Raw genomic sequence first — 17409 nt, forward strand, 5'->3', positions numbered from 1 at the left:
AGAACGGTGGACTGTTAATCCATATGTCGCAGGTTCGAGTCCCGCAGGAGGAGCCAAATTCTAAGAAGCCGCTAAAGTAATTTAGCGGCTTTTTGCTTTTTAGAATTCAGCATTATTCTGTTGTTTTCCTCTCTTTAAAATTTGCTCAAATTTCTCACCGCAGTTTTTTGATCTAGATAAATATTTATGTAAAAAAGTTACATAAAATTGTTAGTGAGATCACACTTTATTATTTTGCACTTTGCAATCAATCCCTAATCTCATCATAATGCAGCCACTAATTTAATGAATGAATAGTCATTAAATAAACGATTTTATAATTTTAACTTTAGAAGGTGATGTATGGACACTACAACTAATAAAAAATGGAATAAATTTGATACAGCTTGGGTATTAAACTTATTTGGAACTGCGGTGGGCGCAGGGGTATTATTTTTACCAATCAATGCAGGGATGGGCGGTTTTTGGCCTTTGGTTGTGATGGCGATTTTAGTCGGACCGATGACATATTTTGCGCATCGTGGCTTGGCTTATTTCGTGTTGTCTTCTTCTAAACCAGGCAGTGATATTACTGAAGTGGTAGAAGAACATTTCGGCCCGACTGCTGGGAAATTAATTACATTATTATATTTCTTTGCGATCTTCCCAATTTTATTGATTTATGGAAACGGGATCACCAATACGGTTGATTCTTTTATCGTCAATCAATTAGGCATGGCTTCACCAAATCGTGCTATTCTTTCTTTTGTATTGATTGCAATATTGATTTCAGTCATGTTGTTCAGTGAAAAAGTGATGTTGAAAATCACCGAATTACTGGTGTATCCATTGGTGTTGATTCTTTTTGCGTTATCAATTTATCTCATTCCTCAATGGAATGCATCAATGCTTTATGAGCTTCCTACAGCGAGTGGTTTTGTGACGACATTGTGGTTAACTATTCCAGTGTTGGTTTTCTCTTTTAACCATTCTCCGGCAATTTCGTCTTTCACTCTTTCTCAACAACGTGAATATAAAGATTTTAATACAACGGAATATCACATCGGTCGTACAGAAAAAGGCACTTCAACCGTATTACTGTTCTTCGTGATGTTCTTTGTATTTAGCTGTGTATTAACCTTAACACCAGCAGAGTTATTAGAAGCAAAAGCACAAAATATTAGTATCTTGTCTTATCTTGCTAACAAATTTGATAACCCATACATTTCTTATTTCGCACCATTAGTGGCTTTCTTCGCGATTACAAGCTCATTCTTTGGCCATTATTTAGGAGCACGTGAAGGTTTAGAAGGTTTATACCTCAAAATGAAAGGCGAAAGTGTGAATCGTAAAAAATTAAATTACGGTACTGCAGTTTTCTTCTTATTGACTTTATGGGGTGTGGCGATCATTAACCCAAGTATTTTAGGTTTGATTGAATCTCTTGGTGGTCCAATCATTGCGATGATCCTTTTCATTATGCCTATGTATGCGATCCGCAATGTACCAGCTATGAAACGCTATCAAGGTCGTTTTAGCAATGTATTTGTTACAGTTATGGGATTAATTGCTATCTCCGCGGTCGTATATGGATTATTATAAGCGGCTTTTTAGTTTAGCTTAGGATTTAAAATAATATGATTAGTGTATTTGATATGTTTAAAGTGGGAGTTGGGCCGTCCAGCTCCCATACTGTTGGCCCGATGAAAGCAGGCAAGCAGTTTATTGACGATTTAATCGAGCGAGGTAAATTTGATGCTGTTGCAACCTTGCACGTTGATGTGTATGGCTCTCTCTCAATGACGGGGCATGGTCATAATACAGATATTGCGATCATTATGGGATTGGCCGGTTATCTCCCGCATGATGTGGATATTGATTTAATCCCAACCTTTATCGAACAGGTTAAACAAACTAAAAAACTGTCGATTGCACAGGGCAAAAAAACCGTTAATTTCGATTGGGATGCCAATATGGTATTCCATAATTCCTTTTTATCATTGCATGAAAACGGTATGACCATTACTGCATTAGATGCTGATCGTAACGTGCTTTATCGCCAAACTTATTATTCTATTGGTGGTGGATTTATTGTAGATGAAGCGCATTTTGGTCAAGAGGAAGAAAATCCGGTGACTGTGCCGTATCCTTATCAACATGCTGAAGATATTTTGAAACATTGTCAGGAGAGTGGCTTAATGCTCTCAACAGTGATGATGAAAAATGAATTAGCATTGCGTGATAAAAAAGAGGTTGAAGCTCATTTACAGAATGTTTGGAAAACCATGAAAGATTGTATTGAACATGGTATTAAAACAGAAGGTGTGTTACCAGGGCCATTAAAAGTTGCTCGTCGTGCGCCATCACTTTATCGTCTCTTGGAGGCAAATAGCGGCCGTTTAGCCCATGACCCAATGTATGTGATCGACTGGGTGAATATGTTTGCTCTTGCGGTAAATGAAGAGAATGCGGCAGGTGGTCGCGTCGTAACAGCACCAACTAATGGTGCGTGTGGCATTGTGCCGGCGGTACTTTCTTATTATGAAAAATTTGTCGCACCTTTAACGCCAGAAGTCATAGAACGCTACTTATTGGCTGCCGGTATGATTGGTTCCCTTTATAAGATGAATGCATCTATTTCGGGGGCTGAAGTCGGCTGCCAAGGTGAAGTGGGTGTGGCATGTTCAATGGCTGCCGCAGGTTTGACTGAGATTTTAGGTGGTACACCAGTACAAGTGTGTATCGCAGCTGAAATTGCAATGGAACATAATCTTGGCTTAACTTGCGACCCGGTTGGTGGTCAAGTGCAAGTACCTTGTATTGAACGTAATGCTATTGCTTCGGTGAAAGCGATTAACGCTAGCCGTATGGCATTACGCCGAACTACTAATCCTCGCGTAACCTTGGATAAAGTGATCGAAACCATGTATGAAACAGGTAAAGACATGAATGCCAAATATCGCGAAACATCGAAAGGTGGCTTAGCGGTGAAAGTAGTGTGTTCTTAATAGCTAATTGATAATAAAAGAGCGGTCATTTTTGACCGCTCTTTTTTATTTCCCTTTCACGTCAATAATAATTACTTCCGACTGTGAACCTAAACGCATTGGAATGCCCCAAAAGCCATAACCTGAAGTGACAAAAACATGTGGATTGCCAATTTTTTCATGACCATAATCCAAACGATACATCATTTTTGTGATTAAACTGGCGGGAAATACTTGCCCTTTATGTGCATGCCCTGAAACTTGAATGTCAAGAGGGAGTGAAGCATGTTTTTCGATATCTGTTGGTCGGTGATCCAATAGAATAATCGGTAAGTCAGTATTCACTTGTTTTAATAACGTCTCGGTACTTGGTCTATCGTGAGCAAGATTGTCATTTCGTCCAATCAGTACCAATTCATTATTTAATGTTAATGTTTCATCTCTTAATACCGTAATACCGGCTTTGCGAATTTCTCGATCAATTCTATCTTGGTCACCGAATAAGTCATGATTGCCTAGTGTGGCATAAACGCCCATTGGGGCTTTGAGTTTCGCTAAATGGGGTTGCATTTTTTCGGCTAAATAAGCATTGACATTATCGTCCATAATATCGCCAGGCAGTAAAATGATATCGACCTTTTCCTGCTGCATAATATCAGCCAGTTTATCCAATTCTTTCCCGCCAAATAATTTACCTAAATGGAGATCGCTTGCCATGCCAATTCGCAATGGTTTAATGGGCTTATCTAGCGTGATTTCATAATGAATAACACGGGTAACATAGGCGTTATACACACTTAAGGCCGTGATACCAATAAATAAAACAGGGTAAGCAATGCGTAAAGTGCGGTCGATTTTGGTGATGGATTTAGATTTTCGGAAAAGAAAATGAATACCTCCCACGGCAATGCTTGCAAAGACTGAAAAAAGAAGCAGCGCGAGCACTAAAGCAATAAGTCGAAATGCCGTAAAAAGCTTTAAAAAATGACAAATAACTAAGACATTAGGAAGCAAAAAACTGGTAAAAGTGATAGTTCGTCTTGTCTTTTGAGAGAGTGGTTTGTTCAGCCACCAAATCAGCGTTTTATTAAAAATATAAATCAGCAGTTGCAACAAAATAATAGCTGCCGTAAATATAAAGTAATAACGAGTTTCCATCTGCAATTCCTAAATAAAAGAGCGGTCGTTTTTGACCCAGTTTTGAAGTGTGGAATAATAAATTTCTCTGTTCCCAAAGGCAAATTTTTTCGCTAAAATGCGGCTCGTTTTAGTTAATTTAAGAAGGAAAATCCCATGTTCGGAAAAGGCGGTTTAGGCGGCTTGATGAAACAAGCCCAACAAATGCAAGAAAAAATGCAAAAAATGCAGGAAGAAATTGCCCAATTAGAAGTAACAGGCGAAAGTGGTGCAGGTTTAGTAAAAATCACGATTAATGGTGCGCACAACTGCCGTCGTATTGAGATCGATCCTTCTTTAATGGAAGACGATAAAGAAATGTTGGAAGATTTAATCGCTGCCGCATTCAACGATGCAGTCCGTCGTGCAGAAGAATTACAAAAAGAAAAAATGGCTTCTGTAACCGCAGGCATGCCATTACCGCCAGGAATGAAACTTCCATTTTAATTCATCGGGTGTGTGAGTTTATCGATTCACACACCATCCATTTTCTCCCATCATAAATACTATGCAAAGCAGTCCACTTTTAGAACATCTTATTGAAAATCTTCGTTGCTTGCCGGGTGTCGGTCCGAAATCAGCGCAGCGTATGGCTTATCATCTTTTACAGCGCAACCGTAGCGGTGGGATGAACTTAGCACGCGCGTTAACGGAAGCAATGTCTAAAATTGGGCATTGTTCACAATGTCGTGATTTTACCGAAGAGGAAACGTGCAATATTTGTAACAATCCTCGCCGTCAAAATTCAGGCTTGCTTTGTGTGGTGGAAATGCCGGCGGATATTCAAGCCATTGAGCAAACAGGCCAGTTTTCTGGGCGTTATTTTGTCTTAATGGGGCATTTATCGCCTTTAGATGGTATTGGTCCGAAAGAAATTGGTTTAGATTTATTGCAAAAACGTCTGGTTGAAGAATCTTTCCACGAAGTGATTTTAGCGACCAATCCAACGGTGGAAGGCGATGCCACAGCCAATTATATTGCTGAAATTTGCCATCAACATAATATTAAAGTGAGTCGTATTGCTCACGGGATCCCTGTCGGTGGGGAATTAGAAACCGTGGACGGCACCACCTTAACCCACTCTTTCTTAGGTCGTCGTCAGATCGACTAATCTTATGCGTCTGTTTATTGCCGAAAAACCCAGTCTTGGGCGAGCTATTGCCGATGTATTACCAAAACCTCATCAACGGGGTGATGGTTTTATTAAATGTGGCAATGATGATGTGGTGACTTGGTGCGTGGGGCATTTGCTCGAACAGGCAGAACCCGATGCCTATGATCCAAAATTCAAACAATGGCGTTTAGAACATTTACCTATCATTCCTGAAAAGTGGATTCTGTTACCGCGAAAGGAAGTAAAAAAACAACTTTCTGTGGTAGAAAAACTCATTCATCAAGCTGATATTTTAGTTAATGCAGGTGACCCGGATAGAGAAGGTCAGTTGTTGGTGGATGAAGTGTTTAGCTATGCCAATTTATCCGCCGAAAAACGTGATGGCATTTTGCGTTGTTTGATTAGCGATCTTAACCCAAGTGCGGTCGAAAAAGCGGTACAAAAACTCCAACCGAATCGTCATTTTATTCCATTGGCTACCTCCGCACTGGCGCGTGCTCGTGCCGATTGGCTTTATGGCATTAATATGACTCGCGCTTATACCATTCGTGGTCGCCAAGCCGGTTATGATGGTGTGCTTTCCGTTGGGCGAGTACAAACGCCCGTATTAGGTTTGATTGTTCGCCGTGATTTGGAAATTGAAAATTTCCAACCCAAAGATTTCTATGAGGTGTTGGCGTGGATAAAAGAAGAAAAAACATCTGAAAATCCGACCGCACTTTTTTCTGCACTTTGGCAACCAAGTAAGGCTTGTGAAGACTACCAAGATGAAGATGGTCGCGTACTGTCTTTAGGCTTAGCCGAAAATGTGGTGAAGCGCATTACCGATCAACCTGCCGAAGTGACTGAATATGTGGATAAGCGAGAAAAAGAAACTGCGCCTTTGCCTTATTCCTTGTCAGCATTGCAGATTGATGCGGCAAAACGTTTTGGCATGTCAGCGCAAAGCGTGCTGGATACTTGTCAGCGGTTATATGAAACCCATCGATTGATTACCTATCCACGTTCTGATTGTCGTTATTTGCCGGAAGAGCATTTTGCTGAACGACATAAAGTGATGAATGCGATTTCACAGCATTGTCAGATTTATCAAACCTTGCCATCAGTGGTGGATAGCGAGCAACGTAATCGTTGTTGGAATGACAAAAAGGTGGAAGCGCACCATGCGATTATTCCAACGGCTAATACACGCTCGATCAATTTAAGTATTGATGAACAACGTATTTATGAATTGATTGCACGCCAGTATTTATTGCAATTCTGTCCAGATGCGGAATATCGCAAAAGTAAAATTACCTTAAGTATTGCGGGCGGTACTTTTGTGGCGCAAGCGCGCAACTTGCAAACCGCAGGTTGGAAGGAATTGCTTGGTAAAGAAGACGAAGATGAAAATCAAGAGCCGCTATTGCCGATCGTGAAGAAAGGACAGATTCTGTATTGTGAACGAGGTGAAGTGGTGAGTAAAAAAACGCAACCGCCGAAACCATTTACCGATGCAACATTACTTTCTGCGATGACGGGGATTGCGCGCTTTGTGCAAGATAAAGAATTGAAAAAAATTCTGCGTGAAACGGATGGACTTGGCACAGAAGCCACCCGAGCAGGCATTATTGAATTGTTGTTTAAACGCGGTTTTTTGACGAAAAAAGGGCGCAATATTCACAGCACAGAAACGGGGCGGATCCTCATTTCAGCGCTACCGGATATTGCCACACAACCTGATATGACGGCACATTGGGAAGCGCAATTAACGGATATCAGCCAAAAACAGGCGAGTTATCAGCAATTTATGTTTACGCTTAATCAAATGTTGCCAGATTTAGTGCGCTTTGTGGATTTCACTGCATTACGTCGTTTAAGTCAGATTTCAAAAGGTTTAAATGCGGCACCTGCTAAACAAAAAAGAGCGGTCAAAAAATCGGAAGATTTAAACGCTGAAAATTGATTAAACTTAATACAATTAAGTAAAAAAAATGGGAAAGCGCTTGCGAAAAGCATGAATTTTATATAACATTTGCTCCCAGTTTTCTTGCGGAATCGCAATTTAGAGAAGAAAGAATAATGTACAATATTTTATTATTTATTTATGTATTAGTTTGTATCGCCTTAATCGGCTTTATCCTTGTTCAACAAGGTAAAGGCGCGAACGCGGGTGCGTCATTTGGCGGCGGTGCATCAGGTACCATGTTTGGTTCTGCAGGTGCAGGTAACTTTTTAACCCGTACCAGCGCAATCTTAGCAACTGGCTTTTTTGTCATCGCTTTAGTGTTAGGTAATATCAACTCTCACCGTGGTAACGTACAAAAAGGTTCATTTGACGATTTATCTCAAACTGCTGAACAAGTTCAACAACAGCAACAACAAGCTGCTCCAGCAGTTGAAAACAAAAATAACGATATTCCGCAATAAGGAATAAAAACAGAATAAACGCTCTGGTGGTGGAATTGGTAGACACGCTATCTTGAGGGGGTAGTGGCCGCAGGCCGTGCGAGTTCAAGTCTCGCCCAGAGCACCAACTATAAACCGACTTAATCAAGTCGGTTTTTTTTTCGCCTAAAATTTGCTTGAATAGCTAGTTATTATCCCCTGTTTTGGTTACAATCGGTCAATTTCTTTTTCTAAAACCCCATTAGGAGAGCACTATGAACTTCCCTCAAATTGCCCAGCAAGTGATTGATAAGCTTGGCGGCAAAGAAAACATCGCCACAGCAGCACATTGTGCAACGCGTTTACGTATTGTGTTAAACGATGAAAGCAAAGTGGATAAAGAAGGCATTGATAACATTGAAGGCGTGAAAGGGCAGTTTGCTGTCGCCGGTCAATATCAAATTATCTTTGGTTCAGGCACAGTGAATAAAGTCCATGCTGAACTTACCAAATTACTTGGTATCGGCGATGTGAGCAAAGCCGAAGTGGCAGAAGCAGCGTCAGGCAACCAAAACTTATTGCAACGTTTGGTGAAAGGCTTAGCAGATATTTTCGTGCCAATCATTCCAGCAATCGTCGCAGGCGGTTTGTTAATGGGTATTCACTCCATGCTTACAGCGAAAGGTTTCTTCGTTGATGAATTAAGCGTGATTGATATGCACCCAGGTCTTGCAGATTTGGTGGACTTCATTAATACCATCGCGAATGCACCGTTTGTGTTCTTACCAGTATTACTTGGTTTCTCTGCGACCCGTAAATTTGGCGGTAACCCATTCTTAGGGGCTGCGCTTGGGATGTTATTAGTTCACCCTGCATTAGCAGATGGTTGGAACTACGCATTAACCCTTGCTCAAGGCAAAATCCAATACTGGAATGTATTCGGTCTTGAAATTGAAAAAGTCGGCTATCAAGGCACCGTTATCCCAACATTAGTTTCTGCTTGGGTATTAGCAACCTTAGAAAAAACCTTCCGTAAGTTTGTGCCTTCTTACTTAGATAACCTCATTACCCCATTATTCTCGCTCTTTATTGCGGGCTTCTTAGCATTTACCGTAATCGGTCCAATTGGTCGTGAAGCAGGGTCATTAATTGCATCAGGTTTAACTTGGTTATATGACACTTTAGGTTTCGTGGGTGGCGCGATCTTCGGGGCATTCTATGCACCAATCGTGATTACCGGTATGCATCAAACCTTCATTGCAGTTGAAACACAATTATTGGCTGAAATGGCAAATACAGGCGGTACCTTTATTTTCCCAATCGCCGCAATGTCAAACATCGCACAAGGTGCAGCCTGTTTAGGTGTGGCTGTCGCATTAAAAGATCCAAAAGTACGCGGTTTAGCGGTACCATCTGGTATTTCTGCATTATTAGGGATTACTGAACCGGCAATGTTCGGGGTGAACTTACGCTATCGTCAGGCTTTCTTTGCAGCGATGATTGGTTCAGGCCTTGCAAGTGCCTTTATCGCATTCTTCAATGTAAAAGCCATTGCATTAGGCGCGGCAGGTTTCTTGGGTATTCCATCTATCAAACCAGATAGCCTTGCGATGTATAGCATCGGTATGGTGATTTCATTTGTGGTGGCATTCACGCTTTCAGTCGTTTTCGTGAAACGCGCACAAGCAAAAGTATAATCGAAATAAAAAAGAAAAAGCACGAGTTTAACCTCGTGCTTTTTTGTTTGGAAAAATGTGCCTAAAAATGACCGCACTTTCAGAGAAAATTAGCCTTCTCGACAGTTTAACCAAGTGCTTCTCATGCCTTGATTATTCTTGTAGTACACAGAATTATTTTCACGTGCGATTAAATCAACATAACTGCCATCAATCGGCTCATAAGAGCGATAAATCACTTCAAAGCGATTTCCTCGTGCATTTAAGGTACGATTTTCCACATGATCAAACGGCACCGCTTTTCCACCATCTAATTGGAAATAAATACCAAAGTTATCTTTCATGCGGCTTTCTCTTGAAAGCGGGAAGTAAGTGGTTAAATAAGAATTTGAACCCGTTTCTGAATTACGGCAAGAATAATAATAACGCTTGTAGTCTTTTGGATTGTTTAATTCCGCTTGGCTAATGTTATTTTTAAGGTATCGTGTTTTTACGGTTTTCTTTGGTTGTTGTGTTGTGGTACAAGCAAACAAACCTACGAATGCCGCCGTCAGTAATGCTAATTTAAATTTATTCATCGATAAAGTTCCGAGAGTAGAGTGAATGAGAAAGGGAGTATGATAGCGGAAATTGGGGATTGTGCAAGGGCGGTATATGTTATTTGGTAGTTAAAGCGCTTGTAGTTTTGATTTGAAGTTAGTGGTGCACTCATCTGAGATGTGTGCACCATGTTTTAGATTATTTTATTAATGGTATTTTATTAATAAGGTTAAGCAATATAGATTTATCAAAAATAATAAAATAGAAAATAAGAATTGCTAGTAAAAAAATGATGATTATACCTGTTAAATTTATGACTTTTTCTAATGTTAATGAATATTTAAAGAATGCAATTGTGAAAAATATATTTATACCAAGTAATAGTGTTACTAATGTTGTGCAAATAAAGAAATAAATAGATCTTACCTTCCACTCTCTTTGCATATTCCAATATTCTGAAAAGTTTTTATTATATGCGTGATTAGCTAATGCCTTAAACTCATCCATTGAGAATAATTCTTTTGCGCATATAAATGATAGCACTCCTATAATTAATATAAGTGATGATTTTAAAATATTGTTTTTTGATAATACTTCTTTTTTATAAATATTATATAAAGCTATAGGTGTTAATGCTAGGATTACATGAGTGTACTTAATTATATTTGATATATAATATGCATGCTTGAATAGAATATAATCCATAAATATTATGAATCCAGTTATAAGAATTCCAAATAGAATAAGCTCATTTCCATCTGATGATGAATTTTGATTGGTTTGATGATAGTGATTATGTACAATATTATTACTATTGTTCTGATTTCCGTAGCCAATTTGGTTAACATTATTTCCATCACCAGAAGTATTATTTTTTCCAATTTGGGCTTTAATGTTATTTTTCATAGATTTCTCCTAATATTTATAAATATAAATTAACATAAACGATAGTTTTGTTTTCTGGTTTGTAGTGTATATCTCCTAACCACATAGCATCTCTATGAGAAGTTTTTATATCAACTATTTTAGCTATTGGAGAATCTAAGATAATAACTTCATACTCTCCATATTCATCTGGAATGGGTAAACATCTAATACCCTCATTTTTAATTTGTATATACCAGTAGATATCATCATTACTATCATGTACATTCGCAATATAGGGATCTAATGTAGCAGAGAAGATCGTATGTAATTGGAATTCCTGTCCTATAGCTAAAGAAACGTTATTCGGTAAGTTACCTGAGTGAAACAGGATTTCATTTTTAGGTAAATACAATTCTACATTGGCTAATTCTTTGGACACTTCTGATAAAGGAAAGGAATTTGGATCGTCAATGTAGCTTAAAGTTTTCGGGAAACAATCAAGTGTGGGATAATCCTCTAACCAGAGTTTTCTATTACTAGAATTAAACAAAGGGTTATCTAAGTCATCAATATTTTTTCTAAAAATAAAATATTCAAAATATTCCTTTATAGTTTGAAAGTTGCCTAGAGGAAATAGATGCTTGTATATATTAGGAAGTTTTTTCATATTAGCTGTTCATTTAATAAAGGTAAAGATGGTATAAATCCCACTCTATAAGTGCGGTCAATTTATGATGAGTTTCTACTTCATCGTCACCCCTAACCATTTCATCATCTCTCTCTCATCCCAACCTTTACGTTTGGCATAATCTTGAGCTTGGTCTTCATCAATGCGACCTAAAGTGAAATAGTTACTTGCCGGGTGGGTGAAGTACCAACCGCAGACAGAAGCTGCTGGCCACATCGCGTAGCTTTCGGTGAGTTTCATGCCGATGCGTTGTTCTACTTCTAATAAATCCCAAATCAAGGCTTTTTCCGTATGTTCTGGGCAACTAGGATAACCCGGTGCAGGGCGGATACCGACATAGTTTTCATTGATTAAACCTTGATTATCGAATTCTTCTTGCGTGTAGCCCCAAATGCGGGTGCGGAGCTCAAAGTGCAGGTATTCTGCCATGGCTTCTGCTAAGCGGTCACCCACAGCTTGTAGCAAGATAGCGTTGTAGTCATCGCCTGCCGCTTTATAGCCTTCCACTAATTCCATTTCTTCAATTCCCGCACAGACTGCAAACATACCCATCCAGTCTTTTTTGCCACTTTCGCGATCAGCAATGAAGTCACTTAAGGCAAAGTTAAACGGACTTTTGCTGTTTTTGCCACGTTCCGTTTGTTGGCGTAAGCCGTAAGCGGTGCCAATGGGGTGTGAGCGTTCTTCATCAGCGAAAAGCACCACATCATCGCCCACACGTTCTGCAGGGAAAATGCCTAAGATACCGCTTGGGTTGAGTTTGTGGTTTTGCTCTAATTCATCTAATACCACTTGCGCATCGTTCCATACTTTGCGTGCTTCTTCGCCGCCTTCCGGATAATCAAAGGCATCAGGATAGCCACCCATCAAGCCCCAAATGCGGAAGAATGGCGACCAGTCGATAAATTTACGTAATGTGGCAATCGGTACGTTTTTAAATTCTACAATACCGGTTTGGTTTGGTTTTGGCGGCACGTAATCTGCCCATTCGCCACTAAAGCCATCAAAGCGGTTTGCACGTGCTTCTTCAATGCTCAGTTGTTTACGAAGTGGTTTACGGTTAGAGAACGATTGCTGAATTTTCTCGTAATCTTTCTTGAACTGTTCCCATAATGCCGCACGGCTTTCAGGGTTCATCAAGGTTGCACACACCGTAACCGCACGGGAGGCGTTAGAAGTATAAAATACGCCGTGTTCTTTATATTTTGGATAAAGTTTAATCGCCGTATGTTCTTTAGAAGTGGTTGCACCGCCAATCATCACAGGTAGATTCAAACCTAAGCGAGTCATTTCCCCCAAGAAATATTCCATCTCATCTAGAGAAGGGGTAATCAAACCACTTAACGCGATGATATCCGCTTTTTCATCAATGGCGGTTTGAATGATTTTGTCCGCTGGCACCATCACGCCCAAGTCAATCACTTCAAAGTTATTACATTGCATCACCACGCTTACGATGTTTTTACCGATGTCGTGTACGTCGCCTTTTACGGTTGCAATCACCACTTTACCGTTGCTTGAACCTTTTTGTTTGGTGGCGTTAATAAATGGCTCTAAATACGCCACGGATTGTTTCATTACGCGTGCCGATTTCACCACTTGTGGGAGGAACATTTTACCGTCACCGAATAAATCGCCCACCACGTCCATGCCTGCCATCAACGGGCCTTCAATTACATCTAATGGACTTGGCAATGTTTGGCGAGCTTCTTCCGTATCTTCCACAATGTAAGTGGTAATCCCTTTTACCAACGCGTGTTTTAAACGTTCTTCAACTGGCCAAGTGCGCCATTCTGCCACGGAATCGCCCGCACTTTCATCGTTGCCTTGATTGCGATATTTTTCTGCAATATCGAGTAGTTTTTCGGTGGCATCAGGGCTGCGGTTTAATACCGCATCTTCTACAATTTCACGCAATTCAGGATCGAGATCGTCATAAATTGCAAGTTGCCCTGCATTCACAATCCCCATATCCATGCCTTGTTTGATGGCGTGATAGAGGAAGACCGCGTGAATGGCTTCACGCATCACGTTGTTACCACGGAATGAGAAAGAGACATTCGACACCCCGCCTGAGATTTTCGCATGCGGTAGTGCGCGTTTAATACGACCTGTGGCATTGATGAAATCCACGCCGTAGTTGTTGTGTTCTTCAATCCCAGTACCAATGGCGAAAATGTTCGGGTCGAAAATAATATCTTCTGGCGGGAAGCCGACTTGATTCACCAAAATGTCATAAGCACGGCTACAAATTTCAACTTTGCGATTTTCAGTGTCGGCTTGTCCCACTTCGTCAAATGCCATGACCACCACGGCTGCGCCATATTTACGAACCAGTTTAGCGTGTTCGATAAAGATTTCTTCGCCTTCTTTCAATGAGATCGAGTTCACAATCGGTTTACCTTGCACCGACTGCAAACCCGCCTCAATCACTTCCCATTTAGACGAGTCGATCATGACTGGCACTTTGGCGGCATCTGGCTCGGTCGCCATAATATTGAGGAAGCGGGTCATGCATTTTTTGCCGTCTAATAAGGCTTCGTCCATATTGACGTCGATCACTTGCGCTCCGTTTTCTACTTGGTCGATGGCAATTTCAATGGCTTCGGCAAATTTGTCTTCTTTAATTAAGCGTTTGAATTTCGCCGAACCTGTCACGTTATTACGTTCGCCCACGTTTACGAATAGGCTTTCATCATCAATATTGAGAGGTTCTAAGCCTGATAAACGCATCGCAGTTTTAATTTCAGGCAATTTACGCGGCGCAATACCTTGCATGGCATCGGCAAAGGCTTTGATATGCTCTGGCGTTGTACCACAACAACCGCCGACAATGTTTACAAAGCCACTTTCAGCCCATTCTTTAAGGTGTGCAGCCATCTCTTCAGCACCTAAATCGTAGCCACCAAAGGCATTGGGTAAGCCCGCATTTGGGTGGACAGACACATAGGTTTCGCTGATTTTAGACAGTTGTTCTACATACTGGCGGAGTTCTTTTGGACCAAGCGCACAGTTTAAGCCGAAAGTCAGTGGTTTAGCGTGACGAAGTGAGTTGTAGAACGCTTCGGTAGTTTGTCCTGAAAGCGTACGGCCGGAAGCATCGGTAATGGTGCCGGAAATCATAATCGGCAATTCCACACCTAATTCTTCAAATACGGTTTCAATGGCAAAAATGGCGGCTTTTGCGTTTAACGTGTCGAAAATGGTTTCGATCATGATTAAATCAGCACCACCTTCGATTAAGCCTTTAGTGGCTTCAGCATAGGCATCGACTAATTCCATAAACGTCACATTACGGAAACCCGGGTCGTTTACGTCAGGAGAAATAGAGGCGGTGCGGTTAGTTGGCCCTAACACGCCAGCAACAAAGCGAGGTTTTTCTGGTGTGCTGTATTTATCTGCGGCTAAACGCGCTAGTTTTGCACCTGCAAAATTCAGTTCGTAGGCAATAGACTGTAAATCATAATCCGCTTGCGCAATGGTGGTAGAACTGAAAGTATTGGTTTCAATAATATCGGCGCCCGCTTGTAAGTATTTCTCATGAATCGCAGAAATTAGCAGCGGTTGGGTTAAGGTGAGCAAGTCATTATTGCCACGTAAATCAACCGCACTTTCTTTAAAACGCTCGCCTCTAAAATCAGCCTCGGTGAGTTTATATTTTTGGATCATCGTCCCCATCGCACCATCTAAAATGAGGATGCGTTCAGCGAGGGATTTTTTCAGTAATTCGGTTTGATTATGTGACATAGACAGCTCTTTTTAAAATCAATCAATATTGGTCGGAATAATAGGGATAAGCATGGATACTGTCAAATAAAAGGGGAGAAAGTGCAGTAAAAAAATGGAATGTTTTCAAAAAGAAAGGCGGACGGACTGTCCGCCGAATGGTTAGCAATATTTGCTGTCCGAGTAAAAAAACAGATTAACGTAAAAATGCCGGAATATTTTTTTCGTATTCACTGATGGCATCTTCGTGTTGTAACGTCAAACCGATGTTATCCAAGCCGTTTAACAAACAATGACGGCGGAATTCATCCAGTTCAAAGTGATAGACTTTGTCACCTACAGTGACCGTCATCGCTTCCAAATCTACATGGATTTGTTTGCCTCCATTTGCCCACACCCATTGGAAGATTTCTTCCACTTCTTCTTCGCTTAAACGAATCGGCAACATGTGGTTGTTTAAACTGTTGTTATAGAAAATATCTGCAAAGCTTGGTGCGATCATCACTTTGAAACCGTAATCGGCTAATGCCCAAGGTGCGTGTTCACGAGATGAACCACAGCCAAGGTTTTTACGTGCTAATAAAATGGTCGCACCTTGATATTGTGGATAATTCAACACAAAATCTGGATTTGGTTTAGTGCCTTCTACATCCAAATAACGCCATTCATGGAATAAGTGTTTGCCAAAACCTACGCGGGTAATGGCTTGTAAAAATTGTTTTGGAATAATCGCATCCGTGTCCACGTTTGCCGCATCCAATGGCACTACTAGGCCTGAAAGTTGTTTAAATCCTGCCATTTTCTGCTCCTTAGTTTAATGTGACGTCACGAATATCAACGAATTTACCGAACATTCCCGCTGCCGCTGCCATCGCAGGACTTACTAAATGGGTACGCCCATTACGACCTTGGCGACCTTCAAAGTTACGGTTTGATGTAGAAGCACAGCGTTCCCATTCACCCAAGCGGTCATCATTCATGCCTAAACACATCGAACAGCCTGGGTTACGCCATTCAGCGCCCGCTTCGATAAAGATTTTATCCAAACCTTCTTTTTCTGCTTGTTCTTTCACTAAACCAGAACCTGGCACCACTAAAATACGTTTTACATTGTCAGCTTTTTTGCGACCTTTCATCACGGCTGCAGCGGCACGTAAATCTTCGATACGAGCATTGGTGCAAGAGCCAATAAACACTTGATCTACTGGAATGTCTTTTAAATCGGTATTCGGTTCTAAACCGATATAATTCAAGGCTTTTTCAGCCGAGGCACGAGTCACCGGATCGGTCATTTCTGCTGGATTTGGCACTGGCTGATCGATACCGATTACTTGGCCAGGGTTTGTTCCCCAAGTTACCTGTGGCGCAATATCTTTCGCTTCTAATGTGATGACCGTGTCAAATTTCGCATCATCATCGGATTTTAAGGTTTTCCAATAAGCAACTGCATCATCCCAATCTTTACCTTTTGGTGCATGTGGACGACCTTTTAAGTATTCGAAAGTCGTTTCATCTGGTGCGATTAAGCCGGCTTTCGCGCCCATTTCAATCGCCATATTACAAACAGTCATACGGCCTTCCATAGAAAGGTCACGAATGGCTTCACCACAGAATTCCACCACATGGCCTGTACCACCAGCCATGGTGGTTTTACCGATAATAGCAAGAATAATATCTTTTGCGGTAATGCCTGGCGCCACTTTGCCACGCACTTCAATTTTCATATTTTTCGCACGAGCTTGTTTTAAGGTTTGGGTGGCTAATACATGTTCTACCTCGGATGTACCAATACCAAATGCTAAGGCGCCGAATGCCCCGTGGGTGGCAGTATGGGAATCACCACACACGATAGTCATACCTGGTAAGGTTAAGCCTTGTTCAGGCCCCATGACATGCACAATACCTTGTTCTTTTGTGGTCATGTCGAATAATTGAATACCGGTCGCTTTCGTATTTTTTTCAAGTTCCAATACTTGAATTTTCGCTTGGCCTTCAAGTTTATTTACATCACGTACTTGGGTAGAAATACTGTGATCCATGGTGCCGAACGTTTTACTGACTTGACGTACTTGGCGGCCTGCCACACGTAAACCATCAAAGGCTTGTGGGCTGGTCACTTCATGGATTAAATGACGGTTAATATATAAAATCGGCGTTTCGCCTTCAGCTTCGTATACCACGTGGGCATCGAATAATTTTTCGTAAAGAGTTTTTGCCATAATTTTTCTCAATTCGTTAGAGGCTTTTGTTAGAGTAGTAAGTGCGGTCAAAATTGAGGGTGTTTTTAAG

The 17409-nt window shown here is 40.9% G+C and carries 14 protein-coding genes and 1 tRNA gene; 8 read left to right on the forward strand and 7 right to left on the reverse strand.

From position 1 onward, the window contains the following. The first annotated feature begins 342 nt into the window (after nucleotides 1-342). Nucleotides 343-1581 carry an HAAAP family serine/threonine permease gene (locus tag ADA56_RS01535; RefSeq protein WP_049368879.1) on the forward strand — a complete coding sequence of 413 codons (1239 nt, stop codon included), beginning with the start codon at nucleotides 343-345 and terminating at the stop codon, nucleotides 1579-1581. 35 nt (nucleotides 1582-1616) lie between these two features. Further along, nucleotides 1617-2987 (forward strand): L-serine ammonia-lyase, encoded by a 1371-nt coding sequence (locus ADA56_RS01540; protein ID WP_049368880.1) that lies wholly within the window; start codon nucleotides 1617-1619, stop codon nucleotides 2985-2987. A 45-nt stretch (nucleotides 2988-3032) separates the two neighbouring features. Here the strand turns inward: ADA56_RS01540 and ADA56_RS01545 are convergent, their stop codons facing one another. Beyond that, the gene (locus ADA56_RS01545; protein ID WP_049368881.1) at nucleotides 3033-4124 is read right to left on the reverse strand and encodes a metallophosphoesterase; all 1092 of its coding nucleotides are present in this window, start codon (nucleotides 4122-4124) and stop codon (nucleotides 3033-3035) included. A 135-nt stretch (nucleotides 4125-4259) separates the two neighbouring features. On the opposite strand from ADA56_RS01545, the gene ADA56_RS01550 reads away from it, so the two are divergent. The 6 genes from ADA56_RS01550 (at nucleotide 4260) to ADA56_RS01575 (ending at nucleotide 9320) form a co-directional block, all read left to right on the forward strand. After that, complete coding sequence (locus ADA56_RS01550) at nucleotides 4260-4589, forward strand: YbaB/EbfC family nucleoid-associated protein (protein WP_005696839.1); 330 nt, start codon at nucleotides 4260-4262, stop codon at nucleotides 4587-4589. A gap of 61 nt (nucleotides 4590-4650) precedes the next feature. Then, a complete protein-coding gene (gene recR, locus ADA56_RS01555; protein WP_005696838.1) occupies nucleotides 4651-5253 on the forward strand; it encodes a recombination mediator RecR in 603 nt (200 codons plus the stop codon). Between the two features lie 4 nt (nucleotides 5254-5257). Further along, complete coding sequence (locus ADA56_RS01560; protein ID WP_049368882.1) at nucleotides 5258-7201, forward strand: DNA topoisomerase III; 1944 nt, start codon at nucleotides 5258-5260, stop codon at nucleotides 7199-7201. Between the two features lie 116 nt (nucleotides 7202-7317). Next, complete coding sequence (gene secG / locus ADA56_RS01565; RefSeq protein ID WP_005696834.1) at nucleotides 7318-7665, forward strand: preprotein translocase subunit SecG; 348 nt, start codon at nucleotides 7318-7320, stop codon at nucleotides 7663-7665. A gap of 20 nt (nucleotides 7666-7685) precedes the next feature. Beyond that, nucleotides 7686-7771, forward strand: a tRNA-Leu gene (locus ADA56_RS01570). Between the two features lie 127 nt (nucleotides 7772-7898). Beyond that, complete coding sequence (locus ADA56_RS01575; protein ID WP_049368883.1) at nucleotides 7899-9320, forward strand: sucrose-specific PTS transporter subunit IIBC; 1422 nt, start codon at nucleotides 7899-7901, stop codon at nucleotides 9318-9320. A gap of 89 nt (nucleotides 9321-9409) precedes the next feature. Here the strand turns inward: ADA56_RS01575 and ADA56_RS01580 are convergent, their stop codons facing one another. The 6 genes from ADA56_RS01580 to leuC all read right to left on the reverse strand — a co-directional run bounded on the left by ADA56_RS01580 (nucleotide 9410) and on the right by leuC (nucleotide 17339). Then, nucleotides 9410-9877: a hypothetical protein gene (locus ADA56_RS01580; protein ID WP_049368884.1), complete on the reverse strand. Its 468-nt coding sequence runs from the start codon at nucleotides 9875-9877 to the stop codon at nucleotides 9410-9412. 160 nt (nucleotides 9878-10037) lie between these two features. Next, complete coding sequence (locus ADA56_RS01585; protein WP_049368885.1) at nucleotides 10038-10745, reverse strand: hypothetical protein; 708 nt, start codon at nucleotides 10743-10745, stop codon at nucleotides 10038-10040. Between the two features lie 16 nt (nucleotides 10746-10761). Next, complete coding sequence (locus ADA56_RS01590; protein WP_049368886.1) at nucleotides 10762-11373, reverse strand: hypothetical protein; 612 nt, start codon at nucleotides 11371-11373, stop codon at nucleotides 10762-10764. A gap of 75 nt (nucleotides 11374-11448) precedes the next feature. Next, nucleotides 11449-15141 (reverse strand): methionine synthase, encoded by a 3693-nt coding sequence (gene metH / locus ADA56_RS01595; RefSeq protein ID WP_049368887.1) that lies wholly within the window; start codon nucleotides 15139-15141, stop codon nucleotides 11449-11451. Between the two features lie 175 nt (nucleotides 15142-15316). After that, nucleotides 15317-15919, reverse strand: a complete 603-nt coding sequence (gene leuD, locus ADA56_RS01600) for a 3-isopropylmalate dehydratase small subunit (RefSeq protein WP_049368888.1) — start codon at nucleotides 15917-15919, stop codon at nucleotides 15317-15319. A 10-nt stretch (nucleotides 15920-15929) separates the two neighbouring features. Next, on the reverse strand, nucleotides 15930-17339 hold the full coding sequence (gene leuC / locus ADA56_RS01605) for a 3-isopropylmalate dehydratase large subunit (RefSeq protein WP_049365624.1): 1410 nt from the start codon (nucleotides 17337-17339) through the stop codon (nucleotides 15930-15932). Between the last annotated feature and the right edge of the window lie 70 nt (nucleotides 17340-17409).

The sequence above is a fragment of the Parahaemophilus parainfluenzae genome (assembly GCF_001055095.1).
In the GTDB taxonomy this organism is placed as follows: domain Bacteria; phylum Pseudomonadota; class Gammaproteobacteria; order Enterobacterales; family Pasteurellaceae; genus Haemophilus_D; species Haemophilus_D parainfluenzae_Z.